Raw genomic sequence first — 18,298 nt, 5'->3', positions numbered from 1 at the left:
CGCAGCCGTCGGGCGTGCGGCGCTAAATACTCGCGCTGACGCTTCGTTTGTCATGGGTAAGGGTCTGTGTGCCCAGCCCCTCTTTTCACTCTCCGGGAAGTATTTATGACCGACCCCAAACGCAGCGCCTTCAAAGGTCTGCTCGCCTTGCTCAGGCCGTTTCGCAGCATCGTGACCGTCTCTGTCGCCCTCGGCATGGTCGGCGGCCTGGCCATCACCCTGCTGCTGGCCACCATCAATAACGCCCTGCATTCGGCCAATGGCATGACCCAGGGCGTGGTGCTGACCTTTGCGGTGCTGTGTGTACTGGCCCTGGTCAGTTCGATCATTTCAGACATCGGCACCAACTACGTCGGCCAACGCATCATCGCCGCCCTGCGCAAAGACCTGGGTGAAAAAGTGCTGTCGGCGCCCATCGGGCAGATCGAGCAGTATCGCTCGCACCGCCTGATCCCGGTGCTGACCCATGATGTCGACACCATCAGCGACTTTTCCTTTGCCTTCACGCCGTTGGCCATCGCCGCGACCGTCACCCTCGGCTGCCTGGGTTACCTGGCCTATCTGTCGGTGCCGATGTTCCTGATGATGGTGGTGGCGATCATTATCGGCAGTGCCGTGCAGTTCATCGCCGGCGGCAAAGGCATCCAGGGTTTCGACCTGGCGCGCAGCCATGAGGATGAACTGCAGCGTTATTACAACGCGATCGCTTCCGGCGCCAAGGAACTGCGCATGCACCGGCCACGGCGTTTTCGCATGAACACCCATCGCATCCAGGAAACCGCCGACCGCATCAGCGACATCCAGGTGCGCTCGGTCAACATTTATATCCTGGCCAAGACCTTTGGCTCGATGCTGTTCTTCGTGGTGATCGGCCTGGCCCTGGCGATGCAGGCCTATAACCCGAACCCGGACCCGACCGTGATCACCGGTTTCGTGCTGGTGCTGCTGTACATGAAAGGCCCGCTGGAACACCTGCTGGGCTACCTGCCGGTGGTGGGCAAGGCGAAGATCGCCTTTGGCCGTATCAGCGAATTGTCACAGCGCTTCTCCTCCCCCGAACCGCACCTGCTGATGGATGACAGCGAAGCCCCCACACCCGTGGTCAACAGCCTGGAACTGCGCGGCGTGAGCTACCGCCCGCCGGCAGTAGAAGGCAGCGAACCGTTCCACCTGGGGCCGATCAACCTGAGCATCAAACAAGGCGATATCGTGTTTATCGTCGGCGAAAACGGCAGCGGCAAGACCACGCTGATCAAACTGTTGCTAGGCCTGTACTCACCGCAGGCCGGCGAGATCCGCCTCAACGGCGAGGCCGTGACCGACCCTGAGCGCGATGATTATCGCCAACTGTTCACGACGATTTTTTCCGACTATTACCTGTTCGATGACCTGGTGCAGGGCAGCGCCACTTCGTCATTGGACAGCGCCGCCAAATACCTCGAACGCCTGGAGATCGCGCACAAGGTCAGCGTCAAGGATGGCGTATTCAGCACCACCGACCTGTCCACCGGCCAACGCAAGCGCCTGGCGTTGGTCAACGCGTGGCTCGAAGAACGCCCGGTGCTGGTGTTTGACGAATGGGCGGCCGACCAGGACCCGGCCTTTCGCCGGATTTTCTACACCGAGCTGCTGCCCGACCTCAAGCGCCTGGGCAAAACCATCATCGTGATCAGCCACGACGACCGCTATTTCGATATCGCCGACCAATTGGTACGCCTGCGCGCCGGCCAGGTTGTGCACGAATGGGAGCCTGCCTGAAATTTCTTTTCCGGTTTATCCAAGTAGGAACGTCTCACTAGTGTTAATGAGAACCAGCCTCAATAAACACCTATAACTTGCCCACTTACACATAGAAGAGAAAGCATCCATGCCAGCAAGACTCGGTCTCAGCCCTCTGAGCAAAGCGCTATCCATGCGCCGGGCCCTGAACATCAATCTGCTTCCGAACGCCCTGGCCCTGGCGATATCGTTGCCGGTGGCAGGCTATGCGCAGGCGCAGGAGATCGAGCTGGATATTCCGTCACAGGCGCTGGGGAGCGCGCTGCAGGAATTCGGTCGTCAGACCAACGTGCAAGTGCTGTACAGCCCAAGCGATGTGCAGGGCAAGAACAGTCGTGCGGTGAAGGGCAAAATGGAGCCACAGCGGGCAATTGATACCTTGCTGGGTGGGACTGAGACCACGCACAGCCTCAGTGGCAACTCGCTGACCGTGACCGCTGCCGGCGCAACCGCAGGGCTGGAACTGAGCCCGACCCAAGTGACCGGCAACGCGCTGGGCAACATCACCGAGGACTCCGGTTCCTACACGCCGGGCACCATTGCCACCGCCACACGGCTGACCCTGACGCCTCGGCAAACGCCACAATCGATCACTGTCATCACCCGTCAGCACATCGAAGACTTCGCCTTGAATAACGTCGATGACGTGATGCGCCACACGCCGGGCATCACCGTGTCGGCGTATGACACCGACCGCACCAACTATTATTCCCGTGGTTTCTCGGTCAACAGCTTCCAGTACGACGGCATTCCCTCGACCGTGCGCAACGTCGGGTATTCGGCGGGCAACACCCTGAGCGACATGGCAATCTATGACCGTGTCGAAATACTCAAGGGCGCCACCGGCCTGCTCAACGGTGCGGGCTCATTGGGTGCGACCATCAACCTGATTCGCAAGAAGCCCACCTCGGAGTTCAAGGGCCATGTCCAGTTGGGCGCAGGCTCCTGGGATAACTACCGCAGCGAAGTGGATGTCAGCGGCCCACTGACCGAGAGCGGCAATGTGCGTGGTCGCGCGGTTGCCGCGTACCAGGACAAAAAGTCCTTCATGGACCACTATTCACGCAAGACCGAAACCTACTACGGCATCACCGAATTCGACCTGTCCCCGGACACGATGCTGACCGTCGGCTTCGACTACCAGGACAACATTCCGAAAGGCTCCAGCTGGTCCGGTGCCTTCCCGCTGGTGAACTCCAACGGCAGCATCAACAAGATGCCGCGCTCCTACAACAACGGCGCTGACTGGAGTTCCTGGGAGCAAAATACCCGTACCGCCTTTGCCATGCTGGAACATGACCTGGGCGACGGCTGGGTGACCAAGTTCCAACTCGACCATAAGATCAACAGTTACCATGCCGACCTCGGTTCGATTCAGTTCGTTGAACCCCAGACCGATGGCAGCGCGTCGATCAACGGGCAGAAGTACACCGGCGAGACCAAAAGCACCTCCGCCGACCTGTATGCCACCGGGCCTTTCAGCCTGTTTGGCCGCGACCATGAACTGGTGGTAGGCGGCTCGATCGGTACCTCGCGCTGGCAGGGCAAGGGCTATTGGTCGCCTGACTGGCCGCAGGGCAACAAAGTCGACTTCTACAACTGGAATGGCAAGATCGCGCGGCCAATCTACGGTCCGCCCCAACAGTACACCGACGACACGATCCGCCAGACCGGCTACTACGTGACCACGCGCTTGAACGTGATGGATGACCTCAACGTGATCCTCGGTGGGCGCGTTGCCAACTACCACGTCACCGGTATCAACCCCTCGTACAAGGAAACCGGCCGGTTCATCCCGTATGCGGGCGTGATCTACGACCTCAACGACAATTTCTCGCTGTACACCAGCTACACCGATATTTTCCAACCTCAAGAAAGCACCTATAAAGACCGCAACGAAAAGCTGCTGAACCCGGACGAAGGGCAAAACTACGAGTTCGGTCTCAAAGGCGAATTCCTTGACGGCCGCCTGAACACCAGCATCGCCTACTTCGAGGTGCATGAGACTAACCGGCCGATCTCGGACGATGCGTACAACAACCAGACGCCCACCCCGCAAAACTATGCGTTCAAAAGCTCCAAAGCCGTCACCAAAGGCTATGAAGCGGAAATCTCCGGGGAATTGAGCCCAGGCTGGCAAGTACAAGGTGGCTACACCCACAAGATCGTGCGCGACGAAGACAACAAGAAGATCTCCACCTTCGAGCCGGAGCATCAGGTCAACCTGAACACCACCTACAAGCTCAAGGGCAACCTGGACAAGTTCACCATCGGTGGCGGCCTGCGCTGGCAGAGCAAGGGCTGGTACGAGATCTGGAACTCGCCGCTCAACAAAAACCAGGACATCACCCAGGAATCCTACTGGCTGGTGGACCTGATGACGCGCTACCAAGTCACCAAGAACCTTTCGGCGACCGTCAACTTCAACAACATCTTCGACAAGTCCTACTACACCAACGTGGGCTTCTATAACTCGGCCGCCTACGGTGAGCCGCGTAACGTGATGTTCAGCACCCGCTGGGACTTCTGACCGGATGCCTTGATCGCCCCCGGACGATCAAACCGCCGCCCGATGAAAGCGCCGCTTTCATCGGGCTTTTTTTTGCCTGCCTGGCCTGAAAACACGCACAAAAAAAACCCGGATCAATGATCCGGGTTTATTCGTACGGGCGCCCCTTATGCCATGGCCGCCACCAGGCTGTTGATGAACGCGGCGCTGTCGATGATCCCGTCGTGATCCGTATCGATCATCACCGAACGCTCGATGCGCCCCTGGCCAATCACCCCGGCCATGTTCTGCTCGATCAGCGCCTTGAAGTGCCCCGCGCGGCTCAATGACGCCCACCAGCAACTGACCGGCGCCTGGATCGGCTTGAAGTCAGCCACGGTCATGCGCTCGCTCAATGCCCGGTCAACTTCCCAGGAAATCTGCGCGTCATTACCACGCAGCAGCGCGTCCTTGATGCCGGTGAACGCCTCACCCAGGGTCTGCTCGGCCCAGGCCACAAACGCCTGCCATTGCCCGATTTCATCCGCAGCCTGACGCCGACACTGTTGCCACGCCCCTTCAATCTGCTCGGCAAACGCCGGGAACATCGCTCCAAGCAACGCCGCACGACGCTCATTGGCTGATACCTCGCGATCATCCTCGCTCACCACCGCATCCCAATAAGGCGTGAGCCACTGCGGCGGGGCCGAATCAATCCAGCCGACAAATTCAACCTCACGCCCGGCTTGCTCCAGTGCGTAGGCGACTTCCATCGCCAGGTTGCCACCCAGCGACCAACCCGCCAGGCGATAGGCGCCCTGTGGCTGAGTTTTCAACAGTTGCGCGGTGTAATCGTCAACCATCGCCTGCCACTCGGGCACCGCGGCGCCCTCTTCCACCAACGCCCGGCAGATCACGCCGAACACCGGCCGCTGCTCCCTGAGTGCCAGGGCAATGGCGGTGTAGCAATGCACCGAGCCGAAGCTTGGGTGGAACATGAACAACGGCGTGCCTTGGGTCTGGCTGTTGAGCTTGACGATCACTTCGCTGCGCACCTCGCCCTGCACGCAATTGACTTGGCCACGCACGGTGGGGTTGAGCATCAACTGGCTGACGGACAGGTTGACCCCGCTGACTTGTCTGATGCGCTCCTTGAGCAGCAGCACGCGCAATGAATGGCCACCCAACTCAAAGAAGTTGTCGTTCAGCCCGACGCGCTCAACACCGAGCACCTCGCTCCAAATCGCCGCGACCTGCTGCTCAATGTCGCTTTGCGGCGCCTGATACGCCTGCGCAGCCTGTGCTTCAGGCTTGGGCAGCGCTTTGCGATCGAGCTTGCCATTCGGGCTCAACGGCATCTGTGTCAGCACCACCCATTGCGCGGGCACCATGTAATCCGGCAGTTGTGACGCGAGGTGAGCGCCGAGCAAGGCTTTCCAGTCCGCACACGGTTCCTGCAACACCAGGTAACCCACCAGGTGCGTGCCGTCCACGGCCAGCACGGCGGCTTCACGCACGCAGGCATGCTCCAGCAGACGCGCCTCGATTTCACCCAACTCGATCCGCAGCCCGCGCAGCTTGACCTGATGGTCGATGCGCCCGGCGTACTCGATCACACCCTCGTCGCGATAGCGCGCCAGGTCGCCGGTGCGGTACAGGCGTGCGCCGCTGCCGAGCGGGTCAGGCACAAAACGCTCAGCGGTCAGCGCCGGCCGACGGTGATAACCCCGCGCCAGACCGATGCCCCCAAGGTACAGCTCGCCCAGCACGCCCAGCGGTGCCGGCGCCAGGTTGCTATCGAGTACATAACACCCCAGGTTGGCAATGGGTCGGCCAATCGGCACGGCGTCCTGCCCTTCATCAACACAGGTCCAGTGGGTCACATCAATGGCGGCTTCCGTCGGCCCATACAAGTTGTACAACCGCGCACCGGGCAGCTTGGCAAACACCTGCTGCTGGGCATCCACCGGCAATGCTTCACCGCTGCACACAATGCGTTGCAGGCTATGGCAGGCGCTTACCGCCTCGTCCTGCAAGAACGCTTGCAACATGGACGGCACGAAGTGCAGCGTGGTGACCTGCTCGGCGTTGATCAGGCTGACCAACCGCGCCGGATCGCGATGCTCCCCGGGCGCGGCGACCACCAGCCGCGCGCCGCTCATCAGCGGCCAGAAGAACTCCCACACCGACACGTCAAAGCTGAACGGGGTTTTCTGCAACACGCTGTCGCTGGCCTCCAGGCCATACGCCTGCTGCATCCAGCAGAGCCGATTGGTGAGCGCCGAATGCCGATTACCGGCCCCCTTCGGCTGCCCGGTAGAGCCCGAGGTGTAGATCACATAAGCCAGGTTTTCGCCATCGACAGCACTGTCAGGATTGTGTGCGCTATAACCCTCAAGCCACGCCTCGCCGGTCTCCAGTACCAGGTGTTGAATGCCCGCCGGGATCGGCAGTTGCTCCAGCAGATGAGCCTGGGTCAGCAGCCACCTCACGCCACTGTCCTGCACCATGTAGGTGAGTCGATCACGCGGGTATTCCGGGTCCAGCGGCACGTAGGCGCCACCGGCCTTGAGCACGGCCAACAGGCCGACGACCATCTCGATGGAGCGCTCCACCGCCAGGCCCACCAGCACGTCCGGCCCCACACCGGCCGCGATCAAGCGATGCGCCAGGCGGTTCGCACGACGGTTCAGCTCGGCGTAACTCAAGTGCTGCCCGGCAAACACCAGGGCCGTCGCGTCTGGCGTACGCACCACCTGCGCCTCGATCAACTGATGCACAGCCTGGTGCAGCGGGTAGCGTTGCGCCGTGGCGTTCCAGGCCTGCAGCGTCTGGCGCTCGGCCAATGCCGCCGAAGGCAGTGCGGCCAGGCGCTGGTCGGCATCCACAATCAGCGCACTCAACAGCTGCTGGAAGTGTTCGGCCAGGCGCTGGATATGCGTAGCACTGAAGGCCTGCCGATCGTAGTTGAACTCAAGCCCCAGGCTATCGCCCATGCCCAGGAGCACGGTCAACGGGTAGTGTGTCTGCTCCAGGCTGCGCACCGCACCAAAGCGTAAACCCGACGGTGCGCCCTGCTCCAACGCCTCAGACACCGGGTAGTTCTCGAACACCAGGATGCTGTCGAACAGCGCCTCCCCGCCCAAGCCGGCCCAGCGCTGGATTTCGAACAGCGGCGTGTGCTCTTGCTCACGCAAGCGCACATTCTGCGACTGGACGTGTTGCAGCCACTGGCTGACCGGCATCTGCGCCTCAGGCGTGGCCACCACCGGCAGCGTATTGATAAACAACCCGACTTGCTGCTCGATACCGCGCAGCTCGGCCGGCCGCCCCGCCACGGTGGCGCCGAACGCGACGGTGGCCTGCCCGGTGTGATGGTGCAGCAGCAATAACCAGGCGGCCTGCACCAACGTATTGAGTGTGACCTTGTTGCTCTGCGCGAACGCTTTGAGGCGTTCGGTCTGCGCGGCATCAAAGCTCAGGCGATGCTCACCGTTGGCCACCAGTGCCGTCGGTGCCTCATTCGCCACGCCGTATGCCAGGCGCGTAGGCGCCTGCAGGTTGAGCAACTGGTCTTTCCAGAAGGTTTCGCTGACGGCTTTGTTCTGCGCCTGCAACCAGGCGATGTAATCGCGATAGCGCCCTGTCGGCGCAGCCAGCGGCTCGCCGGCATAGTGTTGCAATACCTCGCCGAACAACTGCGAACCACTCCAACCGTCCATCAGGATGTGATGGTTGGTGTAGATCAGGTGGTAACTCGACACGCCTGTGCGTATGACCGACAGGCTCAGCAGCGGCGCCTGCTCCAGTACAAAACCCTGGGCCCGCGCCGACTCGGCCAGGGCGTCGAGGGCCGCAGGGCAATCCGCGCGGTCCGTCCAATCGAGCGCCTCAAGCGGCATGCGCCGCTGCTTGTAAACCACCTGCAACGGTTGCTCTGCATCGGTCTGCCAGAGGAAACCACTGCGCAGAATCTCATGCCGGTCGACAGCCGCCTGCCAGGCCTGGTGGAAACGCGGGACATCCAGGCCGTCCACATCGATGCGCATTTGGTTGATGTAGTCGCCCGACCCTTCGCCGTACAACGACTGGAACAACATGCCTTGCTGCATCGGCGACAACGGATACAGATCTTCCACCTCGGAGAAGGTCAGCGGCAGCGCATCCAGCTGGCCTTGAGACAAGCGCGCCAGCGGGAAGTCCGACGGCGTGACACCTTGGTTGGCGGCGGCGCAGCAATGCTCGATCAACGCCTTGAGCTCAACCGCGTAGTCATCCGCCAACTGCTGCACGGTCGCTTGCGCAAACATTGCCTGGCTGAAACTCCAGTTCAACTTCAGTTCGCCGGCGTAGACCTGGCCGTTGATTTCCAGCCAGTTGCCCAGCGGTGCGTCAAGGCTTTGCTCGGCACCACTGGCGTCACCGGAAGGCGCGAACAAGCCTTCCTGTTCGCCGCCCTCGAAACTGCCGTCAAACTGCCCCAGGTAGTTGAACGTGATACGTGGTTGCGGCAAGGCACTCAACGCCTGTTGCGCCTCGGCATCGCCCAGGTAACGCAAGGCACCAAAGCCGAGGCCTTTTTCCGGTACGGCGCGCAGTTGCTCCTTGATCTGCTTGAGGGAGCCCGCCAGGGAATCGGTCGGCGCCAGCTGCACGGGATAGAGGCTGGTAAACCAACCGACGGTGCGGGTCAGGTCGATCTCATCGAACAGGTCCTCACGGCCGTGGCCTTCCAGCCGGATCAACATCGACGCGTCACCGGTCCAGCGCACAATGACACGCGCCAGGGCCGTCAGCAGCAGGTCGTTGATCTGTGTTCGGTAAGCACTGGGAGCGTCCTGCAACAAGCGACGGGTAAACCCTGGGTCCAACTGGGTCGTCACACTCAGTGCATGGCGGTTGCTCAGGCTGGCCTGCGGGTCGGCGCCGGGCAAACCGGCGCGGCTGCCGTGTAACTGCGTCTGCCACCACGCCAATTCCTGCGCCAGCGCGGGGCTGCCGGCGTAGGCTTGCAGCCGCTCGGCCCACGCGCGCGTGGAGCTGGTCTTGGCGGGCAACACCACCGCTGCGCCTTGGGCAATTTGACGGTAGGCGGTTTGCAGGTCCTCGAGGAGGATGCGCCAGGACACACCGTCCACCACCAAGTGATGGATCACCAGCAACAAACGCTGTGAGCCATCGGCCATGCTCACCAACACCGCACGCAGCAACGGGCCTTGACTCAGGTCGAGGCTGCGCTGGGCTTCCTCGCCCAAGGCTTCAAGCTCTGCGAGCGTTGTGAGGGTGGTCTGCCACAGCACCTGTTCGGCCTGATGATGTTCGGCACTTCGATACGCCGCCGCCCAGCCATTCACACCCTGGACAAACCCGGTGCGCAGGGCGTCATGGTGCACAATCAAGGCCTGTAGCGCCGCCGCCAGCACAGGCACCTCCAGGCGTTGGTGCGGTTGCAGCACCACGGACTGGTTCCAGTGCTCCCGCGCCGGGATGTCATCGGCAAAAAACGCATGCTGAATGGGCAGCAGCAACAGCTCGCCAGTCAGCGCCGACTGATCCAGCAGCACGGTGCCCTCGCCTTCGCGGGCGACGGCCGCCAGGCTCTGGACCGTCTGGTGTTGGAACAGGTCCTTGGGCGTGAACCGCACACCGACTTGGCGGGCACGGCTGACGACCTGAATCGAAATAATCGAGTCGCCACCCAGTTCAAAGAAGTTGTCATGCAGCCCTACGCGCGGCAGGCGCAGCACGTCGGACCAGATCGCGGCGATTTTCTGCTCCAATTCACTGTGTGGCGCAACATACACCTGCTGCATCAAGCTCACGTCCGGCAGCGGCAGGCCTTTGCGATCCAGCTTGCCATTGGGCGTGAGCGGCATGCGCGCCAGAAACATGAAATGCGTGGGCACCATGTAGTCCGGCAGGCGGGTTTTCAAGGCGCGGCGCAGCACCTCACGGCCGTTCGCTTGGGCCACGGCATCGTCGATCATCGCCGGGTGCAACGGCACCACATACGCTACCAGTTGCTTGCCGGTCGGCCCTTCCTGCGCCACCACCACGGTTTCACCGACGCTGTCCTGCTCACGCAGACGGGCTTCAATTTCACCCAGCTCGATACGGAAACCACGGATTTTGACTTGGTGGTCGACACGCCCCAGGTAGTCCACCACGCCATCGGGGCGGCCACGGGTCAAGTCGCCGCTGCGGTACACACGGCTGCCGGGTGTGCCGAACGGGTCCGGCACAAACCGCTCGGCGGTCAGCGCCGCACGCTCCAGATAACCGCGCGCCACGCCCTCGCCGCCCAGGTACAACTCACCGGCCACGCCGATCGGTTGCAGGTTCAACTGCGCGTCCAATACGTAGCCGCTGCGGTTGCCCAGCAACGTACCAATCGGCGCATAGACCGCGCCGCAAGGGTCGCCCTTGCGCGCCTTCCACAACAGCGGCGTAACCACTGTCTCGGTCGGCCCATAACCGTTGAACAGGTAGGTCGGCTTGAGCGCGCGCCAGGCCAGGTCGTAGCTCGCCTGCGCCACCGCGTCACCCCCAAAGCAATACACGCGCACGGCCGGCGGGTTGCCGTCGCGTTCGGCATGCTCGGCCAGTTGTTGCAGGTACACCGGCGGGAACACCGCCATGGTCACGTTGTGGCAGTGCATTTGCGCGTAGGTGTATTCCGGCAGCCACAGGCTGTCATCGCGGATCAGCACACTGGCGCCGTTGATCAGCGGGTGCATCCAGCCTTCGTGGGAACCGTCAAAGGCGAAGGACATGAAGTGCAGTTCGCAATCGGCCGGGCCGGTTTCATAGCGCTCGCCGGTGGCAATAATGTGCGCCACGAGCGGGCCGTGCGACACCGCAACGCCCTTGGGCAGGCCGGTGGAGCCGGAGGTGTAGATCACGTAGGCGAGGTTGTCGCCGTCGAGTGCGACCTGTGGATCGGTGTCGTCAACCGTGGCCCAGGCCTCGGCCTGATCAACCGCAAGCACTGCCAGGCCTTGCGGAATCGGCAGCCGCTGCTGCACCGCCGAGTGGGTCAGCAACAGCTTGGCGCGGCTGTCCTGCATCATGTACAGCAAGCGATCACGCGGGTATTCCACGTCCAGCGGCACATACACGCCACCAGATTTCATCACCGCGAGGAACGCCACCATGATCTCGGCACTGCGCGGCATGGCGATGGCCACGCGCACTTCCGGGCCCACGCCACGGGCGATCAGCGCATGCGCAAGGCGATTGGCCTGGCCATCGAGTTCCCCGTAGGTCAGCGTTTGCGCAGCGAATTTTACCGCCACTGCATTCGGGTTTTCCCGGGCACGGTCGGCGACCAATTCGTGCACCAGGCGCTTGGCCGAGTAACCCGAATCGGTGCAATTCCACAGCTGCAGAATCTGTTGCTGCTCTGCGGTGTCCAGCAGCGGCAATTGGCTGAGGGTTTGCTGCGGGTTGGCAACCATGCCCTGCAGCAGGTTCTGCCAATGCCGGGCCATACGGCGCACAGTGTCGGCTTCAAACAGGTCCTGGGCATACCCGAAGGTGGCCCAGATGCCCTCGGTGGATTCCTGAATATCCAGGTCCAGGTCGAAATGCGCGGTCTTGCTCTCCCAGTCCAGCCCTTCGACCCGCAATTGCGCCAGTTGATGCTGAACCTGGGCCTGGCCCACATCGGTCTGGTGGTTGAACATCACTTGGAACAACGGGTTGTGGCTCAGGCTGCGCTCCGGTTGCAGCGCTTCCACCAATTGCTCGAACGGCAGGTCCTGGTGAGCCTGCGCATCCAGGGCGCGCTGGCGCGTGTGTTGCAGCAACTGCGCGACGCTCATCTGGCCATGCAGGTCAGCCTTGAGCACCTGGGTGTTAACGAAAAAGCCGATCAGGCGCTCGGTCTCGCTGCGATTGCGGTTGGCAATCGGCACGCCGACGCGGATCTCTTCCTGGCCACTGTAGCGGTGCAGCAAGGTCTGGAACGATGCCAGCAACAGCATGAACAGCGTCACGCCTTGTTGCTGGGCCAGCGCCTTGAGGTCGCGGGCCAGTGGCGGTGCCAGCTCGATAGGCAAACGCGCGCCACGGTGGCTCTGCACCGCTGGGCGTGGGTGGTCGAATGGCAACTCCAGCACGCTCTGCTCACCGCCCAGCACCTCGCGCCAATACGCCAGCTGACGGGCTTTCTCGCCCGCGTCCATCCAGTTGCGTTGCCACACCGCGTAGTCGGCGTACTGGATCGGCAGTTCCGGCAATTGCACGCCCTGCCCCTGGCTGTAAGCGGCGTAAAGCTGCACCAACTCTTGCACCACCAACTGCATCGACCAACCATCGGACACGATGTGATGCTGAACCAGCACCAGCACATGCTCGTCATCCGCCAGACGCAACAGGGTCACACGCAGCAACGGCCCCTGTTGCAGGTCAAACGGCTGGGCGATTTCAGCTTCGACGCGCGCCTTGAGGTGGGCTTCCTCGACATCGGCACGCACCATCGGCAATGACGCCAGCGGGTCAATCACCTGCTCGGCGCCCGTGTGCGTCTGGCGCACATGGGTACGCAGGCTTTCGTGACGGGCCAGCAATGTATCGAAACTGCGCTGCAACGCCGCCGTGTCCAACCGCCCTTTCAAGCGCAAGGCACTCGGTATGTGATACGCGGCGCTTTGCGGCTCCAACTGCCAAAGGAACCATTGGCGCTCCTGCGCATACGACAACGGCAACGGCTGGTCACGCCCCACCGGCAGCAGCGCGGGAGCCGTGGGCGCAGTCGGCGAATGGGCTTCAATGGCCGCGACAAAGCCATCCAGGCGCGGCTGCTCAAACAGCGTCTTGAGTGGCACTTCGAGGTCAAGCGCCTGGCGTATGCGCGAGACCACCTGCATGGCGAGCAGGGAATGCCCACCCAGCTCGAAAAAGTGCTGAGTCAGGCCCACACGCTCAGTGCCGAGGATATCGGCCCAGATCGCGGCAACCTGTTGTTGCAAGGCCGTTACAGGCGCTTGCCAATCGGTGTGCACCGACGCGGCATCCGGTTTGGGCAGCGCGTGGCGGTCGAGCTTCCCATTGGGGTTCAACGGCATGCGCGCGAGGAAGATCAGGTGCGTCGGCACCATGTAATCCGGCAATTGCTCGCGCAGGCTGGCCTTGAGCTGTTCACCGGCAACCCGCTGCGCTGGCGCGGACAGCGCTTGCGTGGGGACCACGTAAGCCAGCAACTGGTTGTCAGCGGCCAGCAGCAGCGTTTCACGCACGCCTGCCTGGGCCAACAGCAACGCCTCGATCTCACCCAGCTCGATGCGGAAACCACGGATTTTCACCTGGTGATCGACGCGCCCGACATACTCGATGACCCCATCGGCGCGACAGCGGGCCAGGTCACCGGTGCGGTACAGGCGCTCGCCCGCGCAGCCGAAAGGGTCGGCGACAAAACGTTCGGCGGTCAGCGCAGGTCGCTGCAGATAGGCTCGCGCCAGACCACTTTCACTGGCGATATACAGTTCACCCACGGCACCGACCGGCAGCAGATTCAAATCGCGGTCGAGCACATACAGCGCACGCCCCGGCAGCGCGCGGCCGATAGGGCTGGCGCTGGCACCGATCACCGTCGCGTCGTCGCTGCAGTCCAGCACGCTGGACACCACCGTCGCCTCGGTAGGCCCGTAGGTATTGAGCAGGCGTACATGGCCGAGCCCCGCGCGACGCCACAACGTCGGGCCATCGAGCGGCATGGCTTCGCCGCCGATATGCACCTGGCGCAGTGCACCGTAGGCACGTGGGCCGGCCGCCAGGCAATCCTGCAAGAAGAGTTTCCAGTAGGCCGTCGGCAAGTCGGCCAAGGTGATGCCCTGGGCGATAATCTGTTGGTACAGTTCGGCCCCGTCCCACAGCTGCGGGCCACGCAGGACCACGCTGGCGCCGACAGTCAGCGCCGGGTACAACTGCTCGACGAAACCGTCGAAGTTCAGGGTCGCAAACTGCAACACCCGATCATCCGGGGTCAGGCCCGAGTAGCCCGCAGCGATGCTTGCGAACTCACTCAAAGCCGCATGGTTGATCGCCACGCCCTTGGGTTTACCGGTAGAACCCGAGGTGTAAATGACGTAAGCCAGGCTGCGCGGTTCGAAGTCGAGCCCGGGATTGTGTTCGGCACACTGCGCCAGTTGCGCATCGGCCAGATCAATGTCCAGGGCCACTACGTGCTCAGGCAACGGCAAACGCTCACGCAGGGACGACTGGGTCAACACCCGCTGTAATCCACTGTCTTCGAGCATGTGCACCAAGCGCTCACGCGGGTATTGCGGGTCGAGCGGCACATACGCGCCGCCCGCCTTGAGCACCGCCAGCAGGCTCACCACCATGGCCAACGAGCGCTCCACGGCAATGCCGACCAGCACCTCCGGGCCTACGCCCTGGGCGATCAGGTAATGGGCCAGACGGTTGGCCTGGCGATTCAACTCGCCATAGCTGATGGCCTGCTCATTCAGGGCCAACGCCTGGCGTTGCGGATGCCGCTGGGCCTGAGCTTCGAACAGCTGATGCACCGCGTGCAGGTCGATGCCGGTCGCCGGGGCGTTCCATTCCTGGCGAATCACCGTGTGTTCGGTTGTGCTCAGCATCGGCAGGTCGCTGAGACGGCTGTGCGGTGCGCTCACCACTGCTTGCAGCACGTTCTGCCAATGCTGCGCCAAACGCTCTATCGTCGCGGCGTCGAACAGGTCAGTGGCGTAGGTCAGCGCGGCCCAGATACCTTCCGGGGATTCATGGGTGTCCAGGCTCAGGTCGAAGTGCGTGGTCTGGTTGTCCCAATCCAGCTCCGAAACGCGCAAGCCGGGTAATTGCTGCCCTTCGCGTCCGCCCTGGGCGTCGGTCTGGTGATTGAACATCACCTGGAACAACGGGTTGTGGCTCAGGCTGCGCTCGGGCTGCAGTGCCACCACCAATTGCTCGAACGGCAGGTCCTGGTGAGCCTGGGCCTCCAGCGAGCGCCGCTTGGTTTGCTGCAACAGTTCGACGAAGGTCATCTGCCCGTCAAGGTCAGCCTTGAGCACCTGGGTGTTGACAAAAAAGCCAATCAGCCGCTCGGTTTCGACACGGTTTCGGTTGGCATTCGGCACGCCGACACGGATGTCCGATTGCCCGCTGTAGCGATAGAGCAAGCTCTGGAACGCGGCCAGGAGCAACATGAACGGGGTGGCGCCCTCTTGCTGCGCAAGGCGCTTGATACCGCTGACCAGTGCCGGTTGCAGGTGCACCTGCACGCTGTTGCCGCGATGGCTTTGTTGCGCCGGTCGCGGGTGGTCGAGGGGCAACTCCAGCACGGGCTGTTCGCCGCCCAGCAGTGCTTGCCAGTACGCCAACTGACGGGCTTTCTCCCCTGCTTCCATCCAGCCGCGCTGCCACAGGGCATAGTCGGCGTACTGGATCGGCAAGTCCGGCAACGCCAGGCTGCGGCCCTCGCAGCAGGCCGCATAGAGTTGCACCAGTTCGTCAACCATCACCTGCATCGACCAACCATCGGAAATGATGTGGTGCTGAACCATCACCAGCACATGTTCATCGTCGGCCAGCTGCAACAGTGTCACGCGCAACAGCGGCGCCTGGAGCAGATCAAACGGCCGTGCAACCTGCGCTTCTACGTGCGCCATCAATTGCTGTTCGTCCGTTTGCATCTGCACGATGTCGACCCTGGCCTCAGGCATCACCACCTGCAACAGCTGCTCACCGTCCTGTACCAAGCGGGTACGCAGGCTTTCGTGGCGGGCCAGCAAACGGTCGAAACTGTGCTGTAACGCCGCGAGGTCGAGCTGGCCTTGCAGGCGTAGCGCCCCAGGAATGTGATAGGTGGCGCTGTGCGGGTCGAGCTGCCAAAGAAACCACTGGCGTTCCTGGGCGTAAGACAATGGCAATGTGTCGAGATCATGCCGGGTGGGGGCAATCGGCAATTGCGCGAAGCTCATGCCGCGCGCTTGCAGGCGCTGATAAAACTGCTGGCGTTGTTCAAGCGGCAGGCGAAGAAAGCGCGAGACCAGATCGATGTTCGGGTTGGAAAGCATGGTTCAAATCGCCTCTAGTTCGCTCAAAAAGTCACGTAGATCATCAAAGTCTTCCGCGCTGCCCGCACGGAAAGTGGCAGCGGCCTGGACATAGGCACGCAGCGTCTCGGTCTGGAACACTTCGACCAGCGGCACCTCCAGGCCCAACTCGACCTGGACCCGCGACGTGATCTGGATCGCCAGCAAGGAGTGGCCGCCGACTTCGAAGAAGTTGTCATCCAGGCCCACTTGCGGCAGGCGCAGCACTTGGGCCCAGATCGCCGCAATCTGCTGTTCCAGTTCGGTTTCGGGTGCCACATAGCGTTGCTGCATCAGGCTCGCATCCGGCGCAGGCAAGCCTTTGCGGTCGAGTTTGCCGTTGGGGGTCAGCGGCATGTGCGTCAGGAACATGAAGTGCGTGGGCACCATGTAGTCCGGCAGCCGGGCCTTGAGCGCGCGGCGCAAGGTGTCACGGAACTCGACCTGGTTGATCAGCGCCGGATCGGTCGGCACCACATACGCCACCAGTTGCTTGCCGGTCGGCCCTTCCTGCGCCACCACCACGGTTTCACCGACGCTGTCCTGCTCACGCAGACGGGCTTCGATTTCACCCAGCTCGATACGGAAACCACGGATTTTGACTTGGTGGTCGACACGCCCCAGGTAGTCCACCACGCCATCGGGACGGCCACGGGTCAAGTCGCCGCTGCGGTACACACGGCTGCCGGGTGTGCCGAACGGGTCCGGCACAAACCGCTCGGCGGTCAGCGCCGGACGCTCCAGATAACCGCGCGCCACGCCCTCGCCGCCCAGGTACAACTCACCGGCCACGCCGATCGGTTGCAGGTTCAACTGCGCGTCCAATACGTAGCCGCTGCGGTTGCCCAGCAACGTACCAATCGGCGCATAGACCGCGCCGCAAGGGTCGCCCTTGCGCGCCTTCCACAACAGCGGCGTAACCACTGTCTCGGTCGGCCCATAACCGTTGAACAGGTAGGTCGGCTTGAGCGCGCGCCAGGCCAGGTCGTAGCTCGCCTGCGCCACCGCATCCCCCCCAAAGCAATACACGCGCACAGCCGGCGGGTTGCCGTCGCGTTCGGCATGCTCGGCCAGTTGTTGCAGGTACACCGGCGGGAACACCGCCATGGTTACGTTGTGGCGGTGCATTTGCGCGTAGGTGTATTCCGGCAGCCACAGGCTGTCATCGCGGATCAGCACGCTGGCGCCGTTGATCAGCGGGTGCATCCAGCCTTCGTGGGAACCGTCAAAGGCGAAGGACATGAAGTGCAGTTCGCAATCGGCCGGGCCGGTTTCATAGCGTTCGCCGGTGGCGATGATATGCGCCACGAGCGGACCGTGAGACACCGCCACACCTTTGGGCAGGCCGGTGGAGCCGGAGGTGTAGATCACGTAGGCGAGGTTGTCACCGTCGAGTGCGACCGAGGGTGCGGTGTCGCTGTACTCGGCCCAGTCCTCGCTGCGGTCTATCGCCAAGGTGTTCAGCCCTTCAGGGATCGGCAATTGCTGCAACACGCGGGTGTGCGTGAGCAGCAGTTGCGCGCGGCTGTCTTGCATCATGTACAGCAAGCGATCACGCGGGTACTCCACGTCCAGCGGCACATACACGCCGCCGGCTTTGAGCACTGCGAGGAACGCCACCATGATCTCGGCACTGCGCGGCATGGCGATGGCCACGCGCACTTCCGGGCCCACGCCACGGGCGATCAGCGCATGCGCCAGGCGATTGGCCTGGCCATCGAGTTCCCCGTACGTCAGCGTTTGCGCAGCGAATTTTACCGCCACTGCATTCGGGTTTTCCCGGGCACGGTCGGCGACCAACTCGTGCACCAGGCGCTTGGCCGAGTAGCCCGAATCGGTGCCATTCCAGAGCTGCAGAATGTGTTGTTGCTCATCAAGGTTGAGCAGGTTCAGTTGCCCGATGGCCTGCTGCTGATCGTCTACCATGCTCTGCAACAGGTTCTGCCAATGCTCGGCCATGCGTTCGATGGTG

At 62.5% G+C, this 18,298-nt stretch carries 4 protein-coding genes; 2 read left to right on the top strand and 2 right to left on the bottom strand.

The window, feature by feature from the left end:
- Positions 1-105: 105 nt before the first annotated feature.
- Positions 106-1,758: a cyclic peptide export ABC transporter gene (locus JFT85_RS00020; protein WP_053256590.1), complete on the top strand. Its 1,653-nt coding sequence runs from the start codon at positions 106-108 to the stop codon at positions 1,756-1,758.
- Between the two features lie 109 nt (positions 1,759-1,867).
- The gene (locus tag JFT85_RS00015; protein ID WP_141718259.1) at positions 1,868-4,309 is read left to right on the top strand and encodes a TonB-dependent siderophore receptor; all 2,442 of its coding nucleotides are present in this window, start codon (positions 1,868-1,870) and stop codon (positions 4,307-4,309) included.
- A 146-nt stretch (positions 4,310-4,455) separates the two neighbouring features.
- On the opposite strand, the gene JFT85_RS00010 is transcribed toward JFT85_RS00015, so the two are convergent.
- Both JFT85_RS00010 and JFT85_RS00005 read right to left on the bottom strand, forming a co-directional pair.
- Positions 4,456-16,308: a non-ribosomal peptide synthase/polyketide synthase gene (locus JFT85_RS00010; RefSeq protein WP_201228707.1), complete on the bottom strand. Its 11,853-nt coding sequence runs from the start codon at positions 16,306-16,308 to the stop codon at positions 4,456-4,458.
- Between the two features lie 3 nt (positions 16,309-16,311).
- Positions 16,312-18,298, bottom strand: a 1,987-nt coding sequence (locus JFT85_RS00005) for an amino acid adenylation domain-containing protein (RefSeq protein WP_201228705.1), incomplete at its 5' end; no start/stop codon positions are given.

Origin of the sequence: Pseudomonas sp. TH04, assembly GCF_016651355.1 — a bacterium.
Classification (GTDB): domain Bacteria; phylum Pseudomonadota; class Gammaproteobacteria; order Pseudomonadales; family Pseudomonadaceae; genus Aquipseudomonas; species Aquipseudomonas fluorescens.
Note: the sequence above shows the minus strand (reverse complement) of the source record. Positions and strands in the feature narration are given on the sequence as shown.